Annotated in this window: 18 protein-coding genes and 1 pseudogene; 3 read left to right on the forward strand and 16 right to left on the reverse strand. The window is 35.9% G+C overall.

The genetic code is table 11. The annotated features are described in order from the left end of the window. Positions 1-34: 34 nt before the first annotated feature. The 4 genes from WMO38_RS08385 to WMO38_RS08400 form a co-directional block, all read right to left on the reverse strand. The gene (locus tag WMO38_RS08385; RefSeq protein ID WP_349162218.1) at positions 35-1,906 is read right to left on the reverse strand and encodes an ATP-dependent nuclease; all 1,872 of its coding nucleotides are present in this window, start codon (positions 1,904-1,906) and stop codon (positions 35-37) included. 30 nt (positions 1,907-1,936) lie between these two features. Next, positions 1,937-2,509 (reverse strand): flavin reductase family protein, encoded by a 573-nt coding sequence (locus tag WMO38_RS08390; RefSeq protein WP_021866500.1) that lies wholly within the window; start codon positions 2,507-2,509, stop codon positions 1,937-1,939. Between the two features lie 74 nt (positions 2,510-2,583). Further along, a complete protein-coding gene (locus tag WMO38_RS08395; RefSeq protein ID WP_349162219.1) occupies positions 2,584-3,348 on the reverse strand; it encodes a hypothetical protein in 765 nt (254 codons plus the stop codon). 67 nt (positions 3,349-3,415) lie between these two features. Continuing rightward, complete coding sequence (locus tag WMO38_RS08400) at positions 3,416-4,033, reverse strand: HDIG domain-containing metalloprotein (protein WP_021866502.1); 618 nt, start codon at positions 4,031-4,033, stop codon at positions 3,416-3,418. A 223-nt stretch (positions 4,034-4,256) separates the two neighbouring features. Between WMO38_RS08400 and WMO38_RS08405 the strand changes: the two genes are divergently transcribed. Next, positions 4,257-5,480, forward strand: coding sequence for a 6-phosphofructokinase (locus WMO38_RS08405; protein WP_021866503.1), 1,224 nt, complete (start codon positions 4,257-4,259; stop codon positions 5,478-5,480). A gap of 2 nt (positions 5,481-5,482) precedes the next feature. Continuing rightward, positions 5,483-5,755 carry a hypothetical protein gene (locus WMO38_RS08410; protein WP_349162221.1) on the forward strand — a complete coding sequence of 91 codons (273 nt, stop codon included), beginning with the start codon at positions 5,483-5,485 and terminating at the stop codon, positions 5,753-5,755. Positions 5,756-5,877: 122 nt separating this feature from the next. Here WMO38_RS08410 and WMO38_RS08415 read toward each other — a convergent pair whose 3' ends face one another. From WMO38_RS08415 to WMO38_RS08435, 5 genes and pseudogenes are all read right to left on the reverse strand, one after another. Beyond that, a complete protein-coding gene (locus WMO38_RS08415) occupies positions 5,878-6,519 on the reverse strand; it encodes a helix-turn-helix transcriptional regulator (RefSeq protein ID WP_186837132.1) in 642 nt (213 codons plus the stop codon). Between the two features lie 178 nt (positions 6,520-6,697). Continuing rightward, positions 6,698-7,126: a hypothetical protein gene (locus WMO38_RS08420; protein WP_021865125.1), complete on the reverse strand. Its 429-nt coding sequence runs from the start codon at positions 7,124-7,126 to the stop codon at positions 6,698-6,700. A gap of 143 nt (positions 7,127-7,269) precedes the next feature. After that, positions 7,270-7,560: pseudogene (locus WMO38_RS08425) on the reverse strand (transposase family protein); the annotation flags it as partial. Between the two features lie 118 nt (positions 7,561-7,678). Beyond that, on the reverse strand, positions 7,679-9,031 hold the full coding sequence (locus WMO38_RS08430; protein WP_349162224.1) for a flagellin N-terminal helical domain-containing protein: 1,353 nt from the start codon (positions 9,029-9,031) through the stop codon (positions 7,679-7,681). Positions 9,032-9,156: 125 nt separating this feature from the next. Further along, positions 9,157-9,423, reverse strand: coding sequence for a carbon storage regulator (locus tag WMO38_RS08435; protein ID WP_021865122.1), 267 nt, complete (start codon positions 9,421-9,423; stop codon positions 9,157-9,159). 130 nt (positions 9,424-9,553) lie between these two features. Here WMO38_RS08435 and WMO38_RS08440 point away from each other — a divergent pair, with 130 nt between their 5' ends. After that, positions 9,554-10,120, forward strand: a complete 567-nt coding sequence (locus WMO38_RS08440) for a tyrosine-type recombinase/integrase (RefSeq protein WP_349162225.1) — start codon at positions 9,554-9,556, stop codon at positions 10,118-10,120. A gap of 433 nt (positions 10,121-10,553) precedes the next feature. Here the strand turns inward: WMO38_RS08440 and WMO38_RS08445 are convergent, their stop codons facing one another. The 7 genes from WMO38_RS08445 to WMO38_RS08475 form a co-directional block, all read right to left on the reverse strand. Further along, positions 10,554-13,178, reverse strand: a complete 2,625-nt coding sequence (locus WMO38_RS08445) for a hypothetical protein (RefSeq protein ID WP_349162226.1) — start codon at positions 13,176-13,178, stop codon at positions 10,554-10,556. 2 nt (positions 13,179-13,180) lie between these two features. Then, positions 13,181-15,706 (reverse strand): efflux RND transporter permease subunit, encoded by a 2,526-nt coding sequence (locus tag WMO38_RS08450; RefSeq protein WP_349162227.1) that lies wholly within the window; start codon positions 15,704-15,706, stop codon positions 13,181-13,183. Positions 15,707-15,884: 178 nt separating this feature from the next. Beyond that, the gene (locus WMO38_RS08455; RefSeq protein ID WP_349162229.1) at positions 15,885-16,847 is read right to left on the reverse strand and encodes a D-2-hydroxyacid dehydrogenase; all 963 of its coding nucleotides are present in this window, start codon (positions 16,845-16,847) and stop codon (positions 15,885-15,887) included. Positions 16,848-16,878: 31 nt separating this feature from the next. Then, the gene (locus WMO38_RS08460) at positions 16,879-18,225 is read right to left on the reverse strand and encodes a glucose-6-phosphate isomerase (protein WP_186837127.1); all 1,347 of its coding nucleotides are present in this window, start codon (positions 18,223-18,225) and stop codon (positions 16,879-16,881) included. Positions 18,226-18,305: 80 nt separating this feature from the next. Continuing rightward, entirely contained in the window at positions 18,306-18,893 is a 588-nt protein-coding gene (locus WMO38_RS08465) for a hypothetical protein (RefSeq protein ID WP_021865117.1), read from the reverse strand. Positions 18,894-19,082: 189 nt separating this feature from the next. Beyond that, positions 19,083-19,949, reverse strand: coding sequence for an SDR family oxidoreductase (locus WMO38_RS08470; protein WP_349162231.1), 867 nt, complete (start codon positions 19,947-19,949; stop codon positions 19,083-19,085). Positions 19,950-20,013: 64 nt separating this feature from the next. Beyond that, entirely contained in the window at positions 20,014-20,574 is a 561-nt protein-coding gene (locus WMO38_RS08475) for a GNAT family N-acetyltransferase (RefSeq protein ID WP_349162233.1), read from the reverse strand. Positions 20,575-20,600: the final 26 nt, after the last annotated feature.

The following is a 20,600-nucleotide window of genomic DNA, read 5'->3' on the forward strand; positions in this document are numbered from 1 at the left end:
ACCATTTTGTCAAATTTCACAAAGTTATATCATTTTATCTTCTTCTTGAGTCAAAATATACAAAGCCATCAATTTTATCTAAAATATCAGCAAAAATTTTTCTCGGTGCAAGTTCTATATATCGCGAAAGCACATCATTCTCATTTGCCTTGAATCTTCCGTAAAAAATATCATAAAGATTATGTCCTCTGACATAAATCCTTATATTTTCTATATTTGCAATTAAATCATTGCGTGAATCAATACTTATATCCAGCTTGCTTAACATTTTCTTTACACTTGTCAGTTTGTACAAATATTGATTGTATTTCTCCCACAAAATATCATAAAACTCATCAACACTCTTAACAACACCAACCTTTTCCATTATTTCAGGAAACAGAAAATAATTTTCAAATGAGTAATACTTTAATATAAGTACATTTCTATCCGTAACTCTTGGCATATTCCCTTTATCTTCTTTTGCACGCTCACCATAATAGCGACACAGCTGTTTTCCCAGCATCTGTTTATCCTTGCCGTCGCTGTCACGAATCATCATAAACTGATCTTTAAGATAGAGAGTGTTAATATATTTCAGATTGGCATACGTTTTGATATTGGTACAGCTGTTGGTAGAAATAATAGCTATACGCCTTAAACGCCCATTTTCGTCATATACTTCAGAATAATACTTGTTAAGAAGAAGTGGCAGCCTGCTCCTGTCCTGCTTTCCCTCAACAATAAACACAAAGCTCACATTCATCATATCATTTGCCGTAAAACCAAGGTCATTTAAAATATCATCTATATCTGTATCTTTTCTGATAGCTGTCATATGAAATTCATCGCAGTAAATCTGCCTTATCTGTTTTGTTGTAAAATTAAAAAGCATCTCCGGTTCATGAGTTGAAAAAATAACCTGATTCTTTTTTGACAGTCTGTACAAAATCTCACTGGCGATTTTCTGTAGTTGTGGATGAAGATATGTCTCGGGCTCTTCAATCATAATGATATATGGTGCCGTATCATTATCAGAATTTATATATGTTTCAAGCAGCGACAAAATATATATACTCCTGAATCCTTCTCCCATTGAATCAAAACTGTGGTATGTTTTTCTTGACGGATTTTCAACTATTGTTTCTATATTAAACAGTTCATCCGCATCAAATTTAATTTCATAACGGATTTTCAAATCTCCCCCACCGTTTTTTGAAAAATACGAATTAAGCCTGTCCGCAAATGTGTTAAGGTTCAGGCTGAACATTTTATACTGCATGAGTCTGCTTGTCTCAACAAGTGTAAGCTCCTGCGGCTTTTTTCTGTTGATTACGCCCATACAGTCAAAGCATTGGCTGCATTTCTTTGCACTGTCGAATATGCATCTGTCAGCCTTAAATTCCGCAAAGTTATCATCATTAGAAAACATCATAATATCTTTTAAAATATCAATATTATTTCTATAATGATCAACAAAATAAATTCTCGGAAGCACATTTCTTATATATGTATTATTTTTCTTTATTCCATCGCGGTATTTCTCATTTCCATTCCTGTCAAACACATACTCAAATGTCAATATTCCACCGCCCTCTTCATCAGGAATAAATGACGGCAGTCTCTGGCAGAAGCTTTTGAGCCACAAATCATAATTTTTCATTTTTTTAACAATCCCGTTGCCATGAAGAAAACTCAGGTCTTCATATGCAAACTCCAGTTCCATTCCGATTATAATATTTCCCTCCGGGCCATTAAAATCCGGCATATTAACTGTTTTATCGCCAAGAGCAACACGGATTGCATCAAGAATTACTGACTTGCCCGAATTATTTCTTCCAACAAGAATAAGTGCATCCTGTGCATCATCTATTTCAAGTTCTTTTATCGACTTATAGTTTTTAATATGAAGCCTTTTTATTTTCACTATGACACCTCCGGATTACTGATTACCGCATTATTTCTTCTTTGCTACTGAAAAACCAAATTTGCCTATTTTTTCCCCAAGTTCAAAATATTCACCATGTGAATATGCCAGAAGATTAGCATCTTCAAGTCTTAATCTTCCCTTATCATCAAGAAGTTTTTCATCTACATGCACTGCTTCAACTTTTGCTATAAACATATCATGTGAGCCAAGTTCAATAACATTAACCACTTTACATTCTATATTAACCGGACTTTCTGCGATTGCCGGAGCATTGATTTTTGATGACTTCTGTGGTGTGAGATTCATTTCTTTAAATTTATCAACATCTCTTCCCGAACGCACTCCGCAATAATCTGTTGCACGGCATAAATCCTTTGTTGTAAGATTGACAACAAATTCCTTTGTCTCTGATATTATCCGGTGTGAATATCTTTCTTTTCTGACTGAAATTGATAACATAACTGGGTCTGAGCATATTGTTCCTGCCCATGCAACTGTTATAATATTCGGTTTCTCATTTTCTCTCTGGCAGCTTACCATGACTGCCGGAACCGGATAAAGCATGTTTCCCGGTCTCCATTCCTGTTTTTTATTCTGCATAAAATCCTCCTTAATGAAAACGGCAGCCACAGCCGGAATCACCGGACTACAGCTGCCGCAACTGTTTTAATTTATCATTTAAATAATAATCCAAGAATTGTTGAAAGAACTGCTGATGCGAGTGCCGCAAGACCATATACCAGAGGCATATTATTATCATCCTTCTCTATTTCCTTGATACCGATAAAAGTGAGTACAAGTCCTGCACCATTTGCAAATGAAATCATCCATGATTTGAGATATCCGAAAAATGATGCCGGAATCATTGCGATTATTGTTCCTGCAAACGTAAATGGAATTGTTACAAGAATTGATAAACTTGCTATTGCAAGAGTCTGCTTATATGTAACCTTTTTGTCTTTTTCAAATGCATTGATTATGAGCATAATAATTGCAGCTGTTAGTGCAGCAATCGCAATAACTTCCACAAAACGTGTGAAAAATCCTGCAGCAATCTGTCCTGCAGAATAAGCTTTTGTCTTTCCCGAAATAAGATTAGCAAGGTCTGCGAGGCTCTTTAATGAACTTTTTGTTGTAAAATTTACATATAACATTCTTAATAATTCACCTAATGCACTTATAAATGCAAGAACAAGTATAAGAATTGCCGGTGCTTCCATTGATGCATCGGAAACATACTTTTTCACGGCATCTGCCGGTTTCTTAAATATTCCCGATAATAAATCTGTAAGTTCTTTTACCATAGGCAATGTCTGCTTCGGAGCCTGCTGTGTACTTTGTGTCTGTGCGTCAGGCTGTACCTGCTGTGTATTTTGTGCCTGACAGTTACAAACCTCTCCATCGGATAACTGTCTGCCACATTTAGGGCAAAAACTCATAATTTTCTTCCTCCTCAGAAAATATTTTATATTGTATTTTATATACTAACACAAATTATAATTTCTATCAATTTATTTTATTTGTCTTTTTATTTTTGTATTTTTTTCTGAAATACTTATCAAGGACTTCTCCAACACTGCACAGTTTATCTGTCATAACTATTACATATGTTTCTTTATATGATGGCGGTGTCAGTGTGAGCGGGAACATATGCTTGGTAATCATATCTCCTTCTTTTTTTGTAAGAGAAAAGTTATCATGTGCATTTTTCAAGGCTTTATTCGGATGTTCAAATCCATGCATGCGTTCTCCCTTTTCAGGTTTGTGCCCATGCCAGTCATAAAGAAACAAATCGTGCAAAAGTCCTGCTTTTGCTGCCGCATTATCGTCCAATCCAAGTTTTTTACATACTATGTAGTTCATATACGACACATGGACAGAATGTTTAAAGCAGCTTGTCTGACTGTGATGATTAAACTTCTTCATACTCTGAACAACCGGTTTTGTCGCAATTGGTCTTACAGTCTTTCTGTATTCTTTTGCCGTTAATCGTCTCTGTTCATTTTTTTGTTTTATATAGTTTTTTACAGCACCCGTCATCTGTCCCATAACAGATTTATCTCTTCCAAGTGCATTTTTTCTATATATATATCTTTTACTATTATTGCTTACTTTTGTCTGCATATTATTAAACCCTCCGGGTTATTTATTACTAACTATATCATAACACCTGACGGCGAAAAAGTCATGCTTGTACCTTTTATAAAAATATGGTAAAATCTTTTTAGAATACTTCGTGCAGTAATATTATATTCTATAATGTCCGGGCGTATGTTTTATAGAGGGTATTTTTTTGTCCGGATTACACGGGTATGTTCCGCACAGCGGATAAATAAAGGAGGATTTTATGGTTGGAAATGTTATTGTTGGTCAGTCAGGCGGCCCAACAGCGGTAATTAATTCAAGTCTTGCAGGTGTATTCAAGACTGCTAAAGACAGAGGTGCTAAGAAGGTTTATGGTATGCGTCATGGCATCAAAGGTCTTCTTGATCGTCAGTATGTTGATTTATCTGAAAAAATCAAGACTGATATTGACATTGACTTATTAAAGAGAACTCCATCTTCTTATCTTGGCTCTTGTCGCTACAAATTGCCTGAAATCAGTGAAGGTAAAGAAACTTATGAAAAAATATTTGAAATACTTAATGAACTTGACATCAAATATTTCTTCTACATAGGTGGTAACGACTCAATGGATACTATTAAGAAGTTATCCGATTATGGTATTCTTATCAACAGTGACATCAAATTCATGGGTGTTCCAAAGACTATTGATAATGATCTTGCCGTTACTGACCACACACCTGGATTTGGTAGTGCTGCAAAGTTTATTGCCGCAACAATGAAAGAAATTATCAGAGATGGTCTTGTATATGACTATCCTACTATTACTATTGTTGAGATTATGGGACGTAATGCCGGATGGCTTACTGCTGCCGCTGCTCTTGCAAAGGGTGAGGACTGCGAAGGCGTTGATTTAATTTATCTTCCTGAAAAGGTATTTGATATTGACCATTTCATGGAACGTGTTAAATCTATCGTTTCAAAAGGTCGTTCTATGGTTATTGCCGTATCTGAAGGTATCCGTGTTATGGATGGCAGATATGTATTTGAACTTTCAGACCATGTAGAGTTTGTTGATGCTTTCGGTCACAAACAGCTCGCAGGTTCTGCTAAGTTCCTTGCAAATAAGATTGGTTCAGAGCTCGGAATCAAGACTCGTGCTATTGAACTTTCAACTCTTCAGCGTTGTGCTTCACACATGTCATCACGTACAGATATTACAGAAGCTTACAATGTTGGTGGTGCTGCGGTTAAGGCTGCATTTGAAGGTGAGTCAGGCAAAGTTGTTGTATTAAAGAGAGTTTCTGACGACCCATATATGTGCATTACAGAAACACACGATGTTCATCAGATTGCTAATATTGAAAAGAAAGTTCCTCTTGAATGGATTACAGAAGATGATTTTGTAACAGATGATCTTATCCATTATATCAGACCATTAATTCAGGCTGAGCTTTCACCGATTATGGTAGACGGTCTTCCAAGACATCTTAACGTAGATATGTGATTATGTTCAGATTGTGGTGTAAATTATTCGACGAAAGCGGACATCTTTTAAAAGATACCGTTATTGCAAACGATAACACTGATTTGAATCGTACAAGAAAAATTTTTGATGGAATACATGATGCATGTTATGAGTTTGATTTAAGCGAGCCTATATGGCTTGAATCAAATATCGAAACCTTTAAGCGTCATTCCAAAGTACGTTTTAATCATGATAATTTTATTGATTCGATTGATTTTTCCTATATGGAAATTGAAGTAATTGAAGAAGACTAGATTAATAAAAGGGGCTGTAAAAAACAGCTATAAGATAGGGCATCTGTTCACGAGAGTGGGCAGATGCCTGTCTTTATCTTCAAAACTACGGAAAACTGTGAATTTTAATCATTTTCTTCGTTTCACTTGCAACGTTTCTTTTTTAGCAACGAACCCATCAGCATACCAATTGCTGAGATTATTACTCCTGCAACAACAAGTCCCCACTCCGGAGCATTCAGCTTGTCAAAAGCAATGTTATTTGCCATTGCGAATGTGCCGTATTCAGCAAGCATATACATCACTCCAAAAAATAGAGTAAGTGCCCATTTTCCTTTTGCCCAAAAATCATTTTTACCGATTATGAAGGAAACGATAAATGTTGTTACAGGAAGAAGAATCCATAAGTATACTAAACTATATCCCATCGCATCACTTCCACTTGTAAAGAACCAGAACGCAATCATAGCAATTGCCCATACAAGCATATAGGACAGGATTGTAATAATTTTGTTTCTGTTGGTATTGCTTTTTACAACATTTGTACTTTCTTCGAGATAATCATAATATGTATTCATTTTTTGTTCTCCCTTCAATAAATAGTCAAGGGAAGCCTCGTAGTAATCACTCATTTTAATGACACTGATGATATCTGGATAGGATTTTTCATTTTCCCAATTTGAGATGGTCTGACGACTCACTCCCAATAATTCAGCAACCTGTTCTTGTGTCATCTTTTTTTTAAGCCTAGCTGCCTTTATTTTACTTCCGATATCATACTCCATGTCCATTGTACCTCCCTTGTACTTTATTATAGGAAAACCACCCTTCATAGTCTATCAAACGGCTTTGACATCACAGAAAATGCGTGTCAAAATGCTTTGACATATCTCTGCAAAATTCAAATTCGCCATTGCTTTCAACTCACCAGAAGACTGAAATTTGTTACTTAGGAACCGACAGTTAATATCCCCAAGTCATTAATTTCCATGTTCCGCCTTCGCTACGTGCCAACCACCATGACCATGTGTATTCTTCATTAGCGTTCCACGCTCCACCTCCATTTTTAGGTGACCTGAAACTACTATCAAACGAAATACATTGTGTGAAACTCTCTTTATTGTCGTTTGCTTCCTCCAATTCATTCATCCAGGCAATATTATCCTCATTATTGCACGCATCATCAGATGTATAAGATAGGCTGTGCAATTCACACCCCTCAAAAGAACTAAATTGTTTCTTTATAACATCAATAGCTTCATCCATGTCATCTTTTGTGTATATAGATGATGTCCCATAGTCAATAACTAAATTTTTTGTATTTCCTTTTCCACAACCAGCTAAAGATATAACAAATAAAAGACAAAGAACCATTGCTATCAATCTTTTCATAATCACTACCTCCACAAATCCAAATTTTCTTTAGTGTAGCACTGTTTAAAAAGTGCTACAAGTGTATGATCGTCAATCAGCTTATTTCCATCAGCAAACAGGATGCCATTTTTATCAAGGAAATACAGAAACATTGTTGCTGCGATTCGTTTGTTGCCATCGGCAAATATTTGTTCAATTGTATCGGTTAATTCATTACGAATAAAGTTACCGAACGTGGCAAAGGATGGAGCTTTCATTTCATCAAGAAGATACATATACCGGATGTCCGTTCTACAGAGTTTTTCAATCTCCCGGAGAGAACAGAATCCGTGATTCATAACTTCACAAAAAGTATATACTGGATCAGAAATATTAATTAATTTTTCGATTTCTAATGGTAATTTCAGCTGACGAGCTGTATAATTACCATTAGGTTTATTAATTAGTAGCATAATTAATTATACCAAAAAATCGCTTAAACCTCACGGCCTAAGCGATTTTTCTTTAAGGGGAGTTTTTTTACAGCCCCTTTTATTTACTTTAAAATATAGTAATTACGCTTTTATAGCATTACTGAAGAAGTGAAAGTACGCCCTGGTTAGACTGGTTAGCCTGTGCAAGCATTGACTGACCTGCCTGTGTAAGGATACTATTCTTGCTGTATGCAACCATTTCTTCAGCCATATCTGTATCACGAATAGCAGATTCAGCTGCTGTTGTATTTTCAACAATATTATCTAAGTTAGCAATTGTATGCTCAAGTCTGTTCTGAACGGCACCAAGAGCTGAACGCTGTGAAGATACTTTCTTTATAGCTTCACCAATTGTATCTACAGCTGCATCTGCATTTGTAGAATCATCTCCTGTTACAGAAATACCTTTGACACCAATACTTTCAGCACTCATGCTCTGCATAGAAACAGAAATTTTATTATTTGCTGTAGTATCAGCCCCAACCTGAAAACTGAGAACAAGGTCTTTAACAGCTTCATATTCTACTGTTGTCTTATCTTTTGCAGCTGTCACTGTTACATAATTAGCAATCTGTTCAGCACCAATTTCTTTAAATGTCGCATTAGCACCTGTCGTCTTTTTGTAAAGTGATTGCTTTACTGTTCCATCTTCATTAAAATAATTTTTTAAATCCTCATCTTTTACCGCTGTCGTTCCCTGCGCGTCTGCATATAAAGCTGTTGATGCAACACCATAACTCTGCTTTACAGTAGTTAATGCAACAATCTTATCTTTTGTCTGTGCACCATACTGATCTGTTGTATTTGCTGCTTCAGAATACATTTCCATGCCATCTTTAATCGCTACATTTCCATTTGCATCAACTTCAAGACGTTCTAATATTTGATCTGCTGTCAAAGCTGTTGCAGAGCCTTTAGCATACCAAGTAGTAGGTGCGTTTGTTGCTGTTAACGCAACTGTAGATGTAACAGGTGTTTTATATGTAGCTGTCATAGCTGTAGCTGCAACTTCTTTCTGTCTTGTTTCCGTTCCGTTACCCTTTAAAAGATATGTTTCGTTGAACTTTGTTGTCTCAGAAACTCTGTCAATTTCAGATGTAAGCTGGTCGATTTCGTCCTGAATATTCTGACGGTCATCTTCTGACATTGTTCCGTTACCTGCCTGAACTGCAAGTTCATTCATTCTCTGAAGCATTGAATGAACTTCTGTTAATGCACCCTCTGCTGTCTGTACACATGATATTCCATCCTGTGCATTAGAAGATGCCTGACTGAGACCACGAATCTGCTTTCTCATCTTTTCTGAAATTGAAAGTCCTGCTGCATCATCTGCTGCACGGTTAATCTTATAACCTGAAGATAATTTCTCTGTTGATTTTGCCTGTGCTGAAGTTGTTACGCCAAGCATTCTGTTAGCATTCATTGCTGTTAAATTGTGTTGTACTACCATATTTTTGTACCTCCGTGTGGTTAATTTTTATGGAAACTCCGTTTCCCATTTTTATTTATAATAAGTATGTCTTTTATTAAGCATGCTTTCCCGGGATGAAATATTTACGACATGCAAAATATCAGTTATACATTATTACCTCGATTTTTACGCTTCTCACGCATCAGAATATCTACAATTTCTTTTTGTGCTTCCTGCGATATTCCCTCTTCTTTCTTATATTCATCAACTTTTTCACCGGCTGCTTTTTTTACCGAACTTCTTACAATGTTGACCTCTCTCGGTGCATCAACCAGCAGATGAATATTGTTTGCCGAACCTCCCGAAAATATAACTTTGATATTGTCTCCAATATCTATATACTCTCCGGGTTTTAATGTGAGTTTTAGCATTTTTAACTCCATGTATCAGTTAGAATTTTTCCTTTTCAAAATGTAACTATTTATTACAAAATGTTGCATTTTTAACTTTTTATTTGTAATAATTCATCTGAACTATAAAAATTATGATTGGAGAATATTTATGATTACAGAACCGATAAAAGATAACAAAGAATTGCAGGCATTTCTTAATTTCTACGCTGACAAAAAACCGAATCTGCGAAATCATTGCCTGATTGTTTTTGGATTAAATACTGCATTAAGAATAAGTGATATTTTAAATATTAAATGGAATATGATTTATGATTTTGAAAACAAGAAATTCATAAAGAGGCTCACCATAAGTGAACATAAGACAGGAAAAATAAATATTATCCCTATAAATGACAATTTATCTATTGCACTTCAAAAACTTTTTTCCAAACAGAATCCTCAATACAACGATTACATATTTACAAAATCGACAGACCACACAAGACCGCTGAGCCGTACTCAGGCATACCGCATAATAAAAACCGCAGCTGACAAATGTAATATTACAGGAAACATTAGTTGTCATTCTCTCAGAAAAACTTTTGGATTTTTTGCATGGAAACAAGGAACACAGCCGGCTTTACTCATGGCAATCTATAATCACTCCTCATACAATATAACAAAACGATATCTTGGAATCACACAATGCGAAAAAGATGATATATATGCATATTAAATTCCCTCGCTAAACCATTTTTATAATATCAATTATAGATTTAAAAAATTCTTATTTTTCAGAAAAAAGGGGTTAAGGAAAATCACTTACAGCTGATATAATAAATGTAAACAAAAATGCAACATTTTGTAATAAAAGGTTGCATTTTTGTTTTTTTATATGTCAAAAAAGGTATCCAATACACAACAACATATCGGATACCTTAATTTTTATATTTTATTTATTTAACTACAGACACGTCAACGCCACATCTACTGTCTCTTTATCAATCCCGCTTGCTATAAGTTCCTCTGTCCTCTAATCTTTGTGCCACATCACACATATTGCTCACTCCTTCCGATTCTCCCAGTAATTTCTCATATATTCTGTCACCCGTCATCACTGAATAAGTGTCTAATGCTTGTAAGTTACTTTGCATTATGCCTGACACACATTACTTATTTCTTTTTTTACGTTTTTTTATAATAATTACTGCAAGCACAATTATACATGCTGCAGCACCGCCACATATATAGTAAATCATATTGCTGCTTTCTTTATGAATCACCGCAAAATCTGCTTCGTAAGGAATTTCAGCAGTCATATAACTTCCATGCTCTTTCGCATCTGCCTTAACCCAGCCTGAATCTGCGTTGTCACGATACCATACTTCGCTGCTTCCCGAAGTATTTTTTATGTAAAAATGGCATGTTTTTGTACCTTTATCTTTTACGTCTGTGCCTCGCATTTTCCATGCATATGAATATTCTATATCCCCTGACAGATTATCAGTATCACATTTTGATAATGTAATTTTATTATCATCATAGAATTTTCCTTCCGCAATAAAAAGCGGTTTATCATTCTGCGATGCAATGTCACCGGCAACACTTTCTATCCACACATGATATTCTGCTTCAACAACAGTATTCTGCAATATTGGTTTTGATACTATATTTTCCGGCCATTGTGCATAATATCCATCCTTATCAGGAATTGAGGGAAGTTCCGATACACCAAGATTTGCATTATATGCAATATTTTTTGTATCAATAACATTTCCATCAGCTTTGAATACAAGTGTTACACGATGAAATCCATCAGGTATATTCTCCATTGCCATAACAGCTTCATAGCTCGCACTGTCAGCCTTACCGCTATAATTAATATCATCAATTCCGCCATATATATCATTTACAAATATATTTGTGCTTACTTCACCGTCAGATTCAATTATTCCTGCAAGGCTTCCCTTTGCTTCACCATCACCAAGAATTGCCGGAATCGAAATACAATTTTGCATTGTATAACCTTTTCCACAAATTCCGCCTGTATAATCTTCACTTTCCACATTGCAAAGACTGTAACTGTCTGTTATTGCACTTGCACTGTTACCGGCTATTCCTCCGGCATAGTTACCCGTCTCCGACTTTACTGTTCCATAACCCTCGCTTCCATATACAAGTCCAAGTTCCTGTAATCCGACAATTCCTCCGGCACAGTCTTTTTTTGAATTAACCTCACCATAATTAATACAGTATATTACAACATCACTGACAGTTGAACGAAGCCTTACATTTGTAGTCTCAGTTATGTCAAGATCATACTCTGGATCAACATCATATTCAACGTTCATTGTTCCGGCTATTCCTCCGGCATTAATATCTCCATGCACTGCTCCCCTGTTTACTGACTTTGCAATAACACCATCTGAATTTTGTGCACTGTCAGCAGATGATATATCTTCTATATAGTCATCATCACTTGTCACAACATCCATTGTTTCTGTTACTGTATTACCAATATTTTTAATCTGTGCAGAGATTCTTTCAATACTATCTGCAATTGTTCTTATTTCACTGTCAACTGTGTCCGCAACGCCATGTATATCATCTTCAACAGTGCTGTTTTCAATATCTTTTGAAATATCATCAACAAAATCTTCTATTTTTTCATCGTTATCGTTATTTCCATTAAGCTTATCCTGTAACTTATCAAGCAGTTCTTTATACTGGTCAATAATATTTTCTGTATAAGACTTAACATCAGATGAAGCATTATTCATCGATGATGACATGTTATTTAATGTACTGTTAATAATATCTATTGAACTCTGCACATCATCAACACGGTCATTCAGATACTCAGACTCAATATCCGGTTCTGCCTGTCCGACAATTCCACCGACATCTTTTCTTCCATAGATTTCACCTTCATTAGAACATGTTATAACTTTACCGCTCTGTTTTCCGGCTATTCCACCGACATTATACCCTGTATGTGCAAATCCAATCTTACCATAATTAACACAATCCGATATTATTCCTGTTGACTCACCGGCTATTCCACCCATATCATTACGGTCTATGACATTCTGCGTAAGATTGAGAGTTCCTACATCAACACCACCTATGTCAAGTGTTGTATCCAGTTCCTGCGTATTAACACGGCTCTTTGATGTACAGCTGCTTATAAGTCCATCATTAACTCCGGCTATTCCGCCTGTCTGATTTGTTGCTAAAATATCAGCATCACTGGTACAGCTCACTATTTTGGCATTTTCATGATTATAGCCTGCAATTGCACCTGTTACAGTAGATGCATTTACTTTACCCGAAAATGAGCTTTCATTTATTACCCCTTTGTTTACACCTGCTATTCCGCCTATATTTTTCTGACTTCCGGTAACATTAATACTTCCTGAAATATTAAGATTAGTAATAAAACCACTCTCTGCTATATAACGGAAAAAGCCAAAATCCGAACCTTTATAATCAACATTAAAACCACTTATTATATGAGAACCGCCATCAAATGTTCCGGCAAAATATGATATTCCTTTAAAATCTGAGCCCGAAACATCTATATCGGCAGTCAGTTTCACAATCTTGTCTTTGCTATAACTGTCATATTTGCATTTATTGGCAAATTCAATAAGTTCATTTACTCTTGAAATCTCAATAACATTCAAAGAATCTTCAGCTGACACATTAATCGGCATGATGCTTATTACTGTCATTATAATAAGGATTAGAGAAAGTCCTGCCGGTATTATCCTTTTCTTTAAATATTTTTTCATTGTCATGACTCCTCATCTCCTTCCTGTGCTTTATTGTCTGCAATATCATCATCTTCTGATATCTGTTGAGAATCCAAATCATTCTGCTCAATCTGACCCTGCCTTCCTGGAATCACAGAGTCTACAGACACTTTCATCTGTCCCTGGAATGTACCCTGTATATCAGCATCAATTTCACCTTGTACATATCCACGTACATGTCCCGTTACTCTTACTCTTCCTGCAACTTCTCTCTGTGGTCTTGTAATATTCATTGTAAGTGCTGTCTTTTCTATAATAATGTCTCCCATAAGAAGTATTTGAGGCAATACAAATAATACAAGAATTATTGAGATTAAAGTTCCTCGTCCAAGTGCCACACCAATCGAAGCAACTGTGGCATCTGATGCAATTTCACCAATCAGAAAACCAGCACATGTAAGTATTGAACCTGATGTAAATATTGTCGGAAATGACTGGTTAAGCGTCTCGGTTATGGCTTCTTTAAGCGGCATCTGCTGTTTAAGTTGCAGGTATCTGTTAGATATAACTATCGCATAATCAATTGTAGCACCCATCTGAATTGCTGATACAATCAGATATGCTATGAAAAATACAGTCTGCCCCTCAATTGACGGAACTGCAAAGTTTATCCATATACTTCCCTGAATTGTAAGTACGAGAAGTACAGGAAGACCTGCCGACTGGAATGTAAAGAACAATATTATCATAACAAATAACGCTGTCAGCACGCTTATTATAATATTATCTGACGCAAATGATGACTCAAGGTCATGGTCACTCGTTGAATTGCCTACAAGAATAACACTGTCTTTTGAATAATATTGTGCAGCGATTCCTCGAATTTCCTCCAGTGCATCATATGTCTCCTGACCTTCAACAGGAAGCGAAATATTAAGAACAAGCCGCGAATAATCCGAACCCTGAAGCTGGAGCTGTGCATCATGAAGTGTGTCATATAAAGTTGTAAGCTTTTCATCCAGATTGCTGTCAAGAGTCACATAACCTTCCTTATATTGGTCATATAAGAACAGAAACATATCAATAATCGGAACATCGTAATCATCAATTCCTGTTACAACCGGCCCGTACTGCTCCTGATTATATGCATATGCCATATATAAAACTTCAACAACTTCCCTGTCAATTCCCACAAGTTCCGAAAACTGTCTTGGACTTAATTTATCTGTAAGTACATACTCATCATTTATTGAAACATTGGAAAGAGCCAGTGCAGATGTCACGTAATCAAGATTCTGAAGTTTTTTTACAACTTTATGCTCAGATTCATAATCACCCTTAGGTACCATTACTACAAGCTGGTTACTTGCACCAAAAGTTTCTTCTATTGTCTCCTGTGCAATCTTTGATTCGCTCTTTTTTGCACTTACAATCGAACTTGTATCATAAATATACTGACAGTTATTTGATTTCATAAATGCAAATACAAGACATATTATAAAAAGCGGAGGTATAATATATTTTGTCTTATTGGCAAACTTACCAACAATAGTAATCTTTGGAACATAACATTTGTGATGCGTCTTATCAATTCCTTTTGCAAAAATTAAAAGCACCCCCGGCATAAGGAAAAATACCGAAATAAGACTTAAAATAATCGCCTTTACAAGAATTATACCCATATCATATCCAAGTCTGAACTGCATGAACATCATTGCAACCATACCTGAAATAGTAGTAAGTGATGACGAACTTATTTCCGGAATAGCCTTTGAAAGTGCTACCTTTACAGCCTCTTCAGCATCAAGCGTCTCATGCTCTTCCATAAATCTGTCGCACAGAATAATAGCATAGTCAATAGCCAGTGCCAGCTGCAATACAACCGCAATAGAATTAGTGATTGATGAAATCGTTCCAAACCAGTAGTTAGTTCCCATATTAAGAATAGCCGCTACCCCAAATGTAATCAAAAGTACCGGTATCTGCAGATATGCCTTAGTTGAAAGCAAAAGCACAGCAACAATGACAACTACAGCAAGCACAAGAATTATATTCATATCCTTCGCAAGTGATTCGGCACTTGACTCTTCTGAACCAACTTCAGTTGAAACATAAACATCATAATCCGCCAATATATCCTTGACAGAATTCAATGCGTCCTTACTTACCTGTTCATCCGATGTCCCACTGAAAGTAATGTCAAATAATGCATTAGTCCCCTTAAAATGGTCAGATGAATCATCAAATGCAACTTCCTTGACACCGTCCACATTTTCAAGACTATCGACAAGCGAATCCGCCTGATTAAACGTGACATTTGCAAGCATAACCTTTGCACTTCCATATGTCATAAACTGTTCATCCATTATAGACAGACCTTGTCTTGTCTCACTGTCAGCCGGCAGATAAGATGTTATATCCTGATTGACCTGTACCTTATTAATACACAGCACACTGTAAATAATTGCCAGCACAAAAAGAATCTCTATGGCTTTACGCTTATTTACAATAAATGTTGCCACCGTAAGCCACAGATTTCCTTTCTTCTTTTCTTCCTGTTCTTTCATACGAATCTCCTGTTTTCTTAACATTGTGTTGATTATTTTTGTGATATAATTATAATAATATCATAATAATTGCTCAATAACAATTTTTAATCAAACTTGTATCAACTCAACCGGAGCGAAATCACCTTTGTAATAAAAAACGGGACAAAACACTTTCACATGTTTTGTCCCATAAATTTTATACTACTGCATTACGGCTTTCTCCTGCCTCAAATGCTTTAATATTTTCATATACCTCGTCCATCAGACGAACGCGTGCTTCATAAGTTGCCCATGCAATATGAGGTGTAATAATAAGCTTGCTGCTGTCCTGTATCTCAAGAAGAGGATTATCTGCTGCAATCGGCTCTTTGTCGATAACATCAAGACCCGCACCGGCAATTATATTCTCTTTTAATGCTTTTGTTAAAGCTGCATTATTTACAATAGGGCCTCTGCCGAGATTCAGAAGAACAGCATTCTTTTTCATCTTTGCAAATGCTGCATCATCAAAAAGATTATTTGTTTTATCATTAAGTGGTGCATGTATTGATATAATATCTGAATTTTCAAGAAGTTCATCAAAGGAAACTCTCTTAAATTCAGTATCATATGTATGTCCGCTTGCCGAAAAATATACCACCCTGCATCCAAACGCTTTGGCTACATCTGCAACTCTTCTTCCTATGCTTCCAAGTCCGGCAATCCCCCATGTCTTTCCACTGAGTTCATTAAATACTTTGTCAAAATGTGTAAAACACGGACTTTTGACATACTCTCCGGATTTTACATATTCATCGTAATATCTTAATTTTTCGTATACATAAAATAAAAGTGCGAATGTATGCTGCACAACTGATTCCGTTGAATATCCTGCAACATTAGCAACCCTTATTTGGTGAGCCTTTGCATATTCAATGTCAATATTATTATATCCTGTTGCAGTCTCAGCAACCATCTTTATATTTGGTGATGCTTCAAACAATTCCTTTGTAATCACAACTTTATTAGTCACAACCACATCAGGCTGTATTTCCTTAATACGCTGTAACGCTTCCTCCTGCGTACTTGTCCGGTATGTTATAACTTCACCAAGTGTTTTAAACTTATCAAGCGAAATATCATCACCATATGTAATTGTATCAAGCATTAAAATTTTCATGATAAATTCCTCTTATTGTTAATTGTTAAAATTAAATTCTCTTACGGAGTTCTTCTCCTTCTGCTTCATACCCCGGCTTTCCAAGAAGTGCAAACATATTCTTCTTATAGCTTTCAACACCAGGCTGATTAAACGGATTAACACCGAGCATATAACCTGAAAGTCCACATGCAAATTCAAAGAAATAGAATAATTCGCCGAGATAGAATGGTGTCTGCTCAGGAATATCAACTCTTAAATTTGGTGTATTGCCATCCGTATGTGCAAGAATTGTACCATTCATGGCACATTTATTTACAAAATCCATCGTCTTTCCTGCAAGGTAATTAAGTCCATCAAGGTCTTCATCTTCTTTTTCAATAACAATTTCTCTTGATGTCTTCTCAACATTAAGAACAGTCTCGAACATAATTCTTGAACCATCCTGTATAAACTGTCCCATAGAATGTAAATCTGTTGTCAAATCAACACTTGCCGGGAACAATCCCTTGTTATCCTTGCCTTCTGACTCACCCATAAGCTGCTTCCACCACTCAAGTGTATAATGAAGACTTGGCTCATAATCACAAAGAATTTCTACTGATTTGCCTTTTCTTAACATAATATTTCTGAGTGCTGCATATTGCATTGCATCGTTATTGTCAAAATCATTCTCAATGCAGCGTTTTCTTGCTGATGCTGCTCCTGCCATAAGTTCGTCTATATCAACACCGCTTACTGCAATTGAAAGAAGTCCTACTGCTGTAAGAACAGAAAAACGTCCGCCTACATCATCAGGTACAACAAATTCTTCATAACCTTCTGCGTCAGCAAGCTTCTTTAATGCTCCTTTAGCCTTGTCAGTTGTAGCGTAAATCCTCTTTGCAGCCCCGTCTTTTCCATACTTTTCTTCAAGCATTTTCTTAAACACCCTGAATGCAATAGCCGGCTCAGTTGTAGTTCCTGACTTTGAAATAATATTTACAGAAAAATCCCTGTCACCGATTACATCAACAAGCCCAGCAAGATAATTTGAACTGATTGAATTACCTACAAAATAAATTTCCGGTGCTTTCCTTAAATCCTTAGAAACTGAATTAAAGAAATTATGTCCAAGAAATTCAATTGCAGCTCTCGCACCGAGATAAGAACCACCGATACCAATTACTACAAGCACATCTGAATCTGACTTAATCTTTTCTGCTGCCTTCTTAATACGTGCAAACTCTTCCTTATCATAATCAACAGGAAGGTCAATCCATCCGAGATAGTCATTACCTGCACCACTCTTAGAAAGAAGAAGCTTTCTTGCACTCTCCGTAAGTGCTTTCATTGATTCAACTTCATGTTCATGTACATAACCTGCTGTCTTAGAATAATCAAATTTTACCTGTCCCATATATAACCTCCATTTCTTTACTTTTTTAAGTAAAGTCCACAAAATAATAAAATACTATCTTATTTAATTATACTTCCTGCCTAGGTATTTTTCAAGATTTGCTTGTACTGTTTATTAAGCCTGCCAAACTCAGCTGCTGCCTGTCCCCTCAGCTTTTCCGTATATATTCCTCTCACATTTTCCTTCAAAAGTTCCGAATATTTTTCAAAGTGCAGGAGTTCATTCTGCATTATAATAATAATATTCTTTTTATTTTCATTATAATCAGTCATTTTTTCCGAAACTCTTAACGCAATTACCTCAAGGAGAGTCATTGATATATATACAAAACATTCCTGTAAATTATTAATATGAAAAATTACACTCAGAATTCCCATTACCATAATTATATTACCGGATTTTTTTGACACATCAGCAATCAAATCCGGCGAATATCCACCATAAATACACGAATCAAATGTGTTTTCCACAAATCTTTTTACATTATCAACCGGAATTCCCAGCTTTGTACACTCTTCATATCTTAAAATCGTATTTTTCACGAATACCGTTCTCATCATTTTACGGCTGCAGTCCTCTTTTATGTACGCCATAATCGTATAAACCACAAGCTGTGCCGTCATCCCCAGTAAAAATATAATTAACATCCCCAATAAAATTATTTTCATACAACCTCCATTTATTTATCTGTAACATTAAGAAGTTTATGACAGCATTTCTTCCATATCACTTAAAAATATTATAATTCAGGCATCATATTTTTTAAAGTCCTCATATTAACAATCGTTTTACAAAAAATACGGCAATGTGCCTTTTTTTGACACACCACCGCATAAAAATCATATAAACATACCGTCTTAGACACCGCTGTATGCACTGTATCCGCCGTCAACCGGAAGAACAATGCCATTTACAAAACCTGACGCTTCATCACTTGCAAGAAAAAGTGCTGCACCTATAAGTTCTTCCGGATTACCAAATCTGCCCATCGGTGTTCCGGCAATTATCTTTCCTGCTCTTGCAGTATAACTTCCATCCTGATTAAATAAAAGAGAATGATTCTGTTCTGCTGCATAAAATCCCGGTGCAATTGCATTACATCTTATTCCGCTCTCTCCAAAATGAACTGCAAGCCACTGTGTAAGATTAAAAATTGCACTTTTTGCATTGCCATATGCAACAACCTTTGTAAGCGGAAGAATTGACGTTACAGATGCTATATTAATAATGCTTCCACTTCTTTTTTCTACCATATCTTTTGTAAAAACCTGAATCGGAAGAAGTGTTCCCATATAATTAACATCCATTACATCTCTTATTTTATCTTCATCAAGATTCCAGAACGAATAATCATCTTCTCCTTTTTCCTTCTTTAACATCTCTGTTGAAGCTATTGCACCCGGCTGGTTTCCACCTGCACCGTTAATAAGAATATCACACGTTCCAAGTTCACTGCTTATTAGGCTGTACGCTTTTTCCAGTTCATTTTTATCAGTCACATTACAGCTGTATCCCTTTACGATAACATCTTTGCCATACTCATTTAACGCATCTTCTGTCAGTTTATTAACTACCTTCAAAAGCTTTTCCTGATTACGCCCTATTATGGCAGTTTTTGCTCCGCTAACGGCAAGCCCATATGCCATAGCTGAGCATAATGTTCCGCTTCCTCCCGTTACAATTGCTGTCTTTCCCGTCAAATCAACCTTAAATGGTATTTTCATACGATAATCCTCCTGTATTTTTTAAGATTACCTTTTTTCCGTTTTATATTATACTTCAACAATTCTATAATTTAAAGTCCTGCTGCCATACTACCTCATGTGGATTAGCATTATGCTCCCCAATCATTTTTTCCATCCATATCATATCAAACCACTGTCCGAATTTATAACCGCTGTTATGAAAATGTCCGACCTCAGTAAATCCCATATTGTCATGGAAACGTATGCTGTCATCATTAAGATATCTTCCCTCCTGTACCGGGCAGGCAATACATGCATTCATATTAAGTATACCCATATCTTTAAGTTCCTGTTCAAGTACCTCGTACAATACCTTGCCAATACCCATTCTCTTACAGTTATTTTTTACATAAATTGTTGTTTCAACAGACCAGTCATAAGCTCTTCTGTCTTTAAAGCTTGCAGCATATGCATATCCGACTATTTTTCCTTCATGTACTGCTTTAATATAAGGATATTTTGCAGAAATATTCTTTATTCTTTCTTCAAATTCATCTTTTGATGGAACATCATACTCAAATGTTATTGCTGTATTTTCAACATATGGTGCATATATCTCTAAAAGTTCTTCTGCATCTTCAACTGTCACTTTTTCAATCTTCATAATTCAATACACCCCCGCAAAAATCT

It is taken from the genome of Lachnospira hominis (ex Hitch et al. 2025) (assembly GCF_040096395.1).
GTDB classification, from domain to species: Bacteria; Bacillota; Clostridia; order Lachnospirales; family Lachnospiraceae; genus Lachnospira; species Lachnospira hominis.

Coding starts and splice junctions, on each gene's coding strand:
- WMO38_RS08390 (WP_021866500.1), bottom strand. CDS start 2,509: ATGCAGAATAAAAAACAGGAATGGAGACCGGGAAACATGCTTTATCCG.
- WMO38_RS08395 (WP_349162219.1), bottom strand. CDS start 3,348: ATGAGTTTTTGCCCTAAATGTGGCAGACAGTTATCCGATGGAGAGGTT.
- WMO38_RS08400 (WP_021866502.1), bottom strand. CDS start 4,033: ATGCAGACAAAAGTAAGCAATAATAGTAAAAGATATATATATAGAAAA.
- WMO38_RS08405 (WP_021866503.1), top strand. CDS start 4,257: ATGGTTGGAAATGTTATTGTTGGTCAGTCAGGCGGCCCAACAGCGGTA.
- WMO38_RS08410 (WP_349162221.1), top strand. CDS start 5,483: ATGTTCAGATTGTGGTGTAAATTATTCGACGAAAGCGGACATCTTTTA.
- WMO38_RS08415 (WP_186837132.1), bottom strand. CDS start 6,519: ATGGAGTATGATATCGGAAGTAAAATAAAGGCAGCTAGGCTTAAAAAA.
- WMO38_RS08420 (WP_021865125.1), bottom strand. CDS start 7,126: ATGAAAAGATTGATAGCAATGGTTCTTTGTCTTTTATTTGTTATATCT.
- WMO38_RS08430 (WP_349162224.1), bottom strand. CDS start 9,031: ATGGTAGTACAACACAATTTAACAGCAATGAATGCTAACAGAATGCTT.
- WMO38_RS08435 (WP_021865122.1), bottom strand. CDS start 9,423: ATGCTAAAACTCACATTAAAACCCGGAGAGTATATAGATATTGGAGAC.
- WMO38_RS08440 (WP_349162225.1), top strand. CDS start 9,554: ATGATTACAGAACCGATAAAAGATAACAAAGAATTGCAGGCATTTCTT.
- WMO38_RS08445 (WP_349162226.1), bottom strand. CDS start 13,178: ATGAAAAAATATTTAAAGAAAAGGATAATACCGGCAGGACTTTCTCTA.
- WMO38_RS08450 (WP_349162227.1), bottom strand. CDS start 15,706: ATGAAAGAACAGGAAGAAAAGAAGAAAGGAAATCTGTGGCTTACGGTG.
- WMO38_RS08455 (WP_349162229.1), bottom strand. CDS start 16,847: ATGAAAATTTTAATGCTTGATACAATTACATATGGTGATGATATTTCG.
- WMO38_RS08460 (WP_186837127.1), bottom strand. CDS start 18,225: ATGGGACAGGTAAAATTTGATTATTCTAAGACAGCAGGTTATGTACAT.
- WMO38_RS08465 (WP_021865117.1), bottom strand. CDS start 18,893: ATGAAAATAATTTTATTGGGGATGTTAATTATATTTTTACTGGGGATG.
- WMO38_RS08470 (WP_349162231.1), bottom strand. CDS start 19,949: ATGAAAATACCATTTAAGGTTGATTTGACGGGAAAGACAGCAATTGTA.
- WMO38_RS08475 (WP_349162233.1), bottom strand. CDS start 20,574: ATGAAGATTGAAAAAGTGACAGTTGAAGATGCAGAAGAACTTTTAGAG.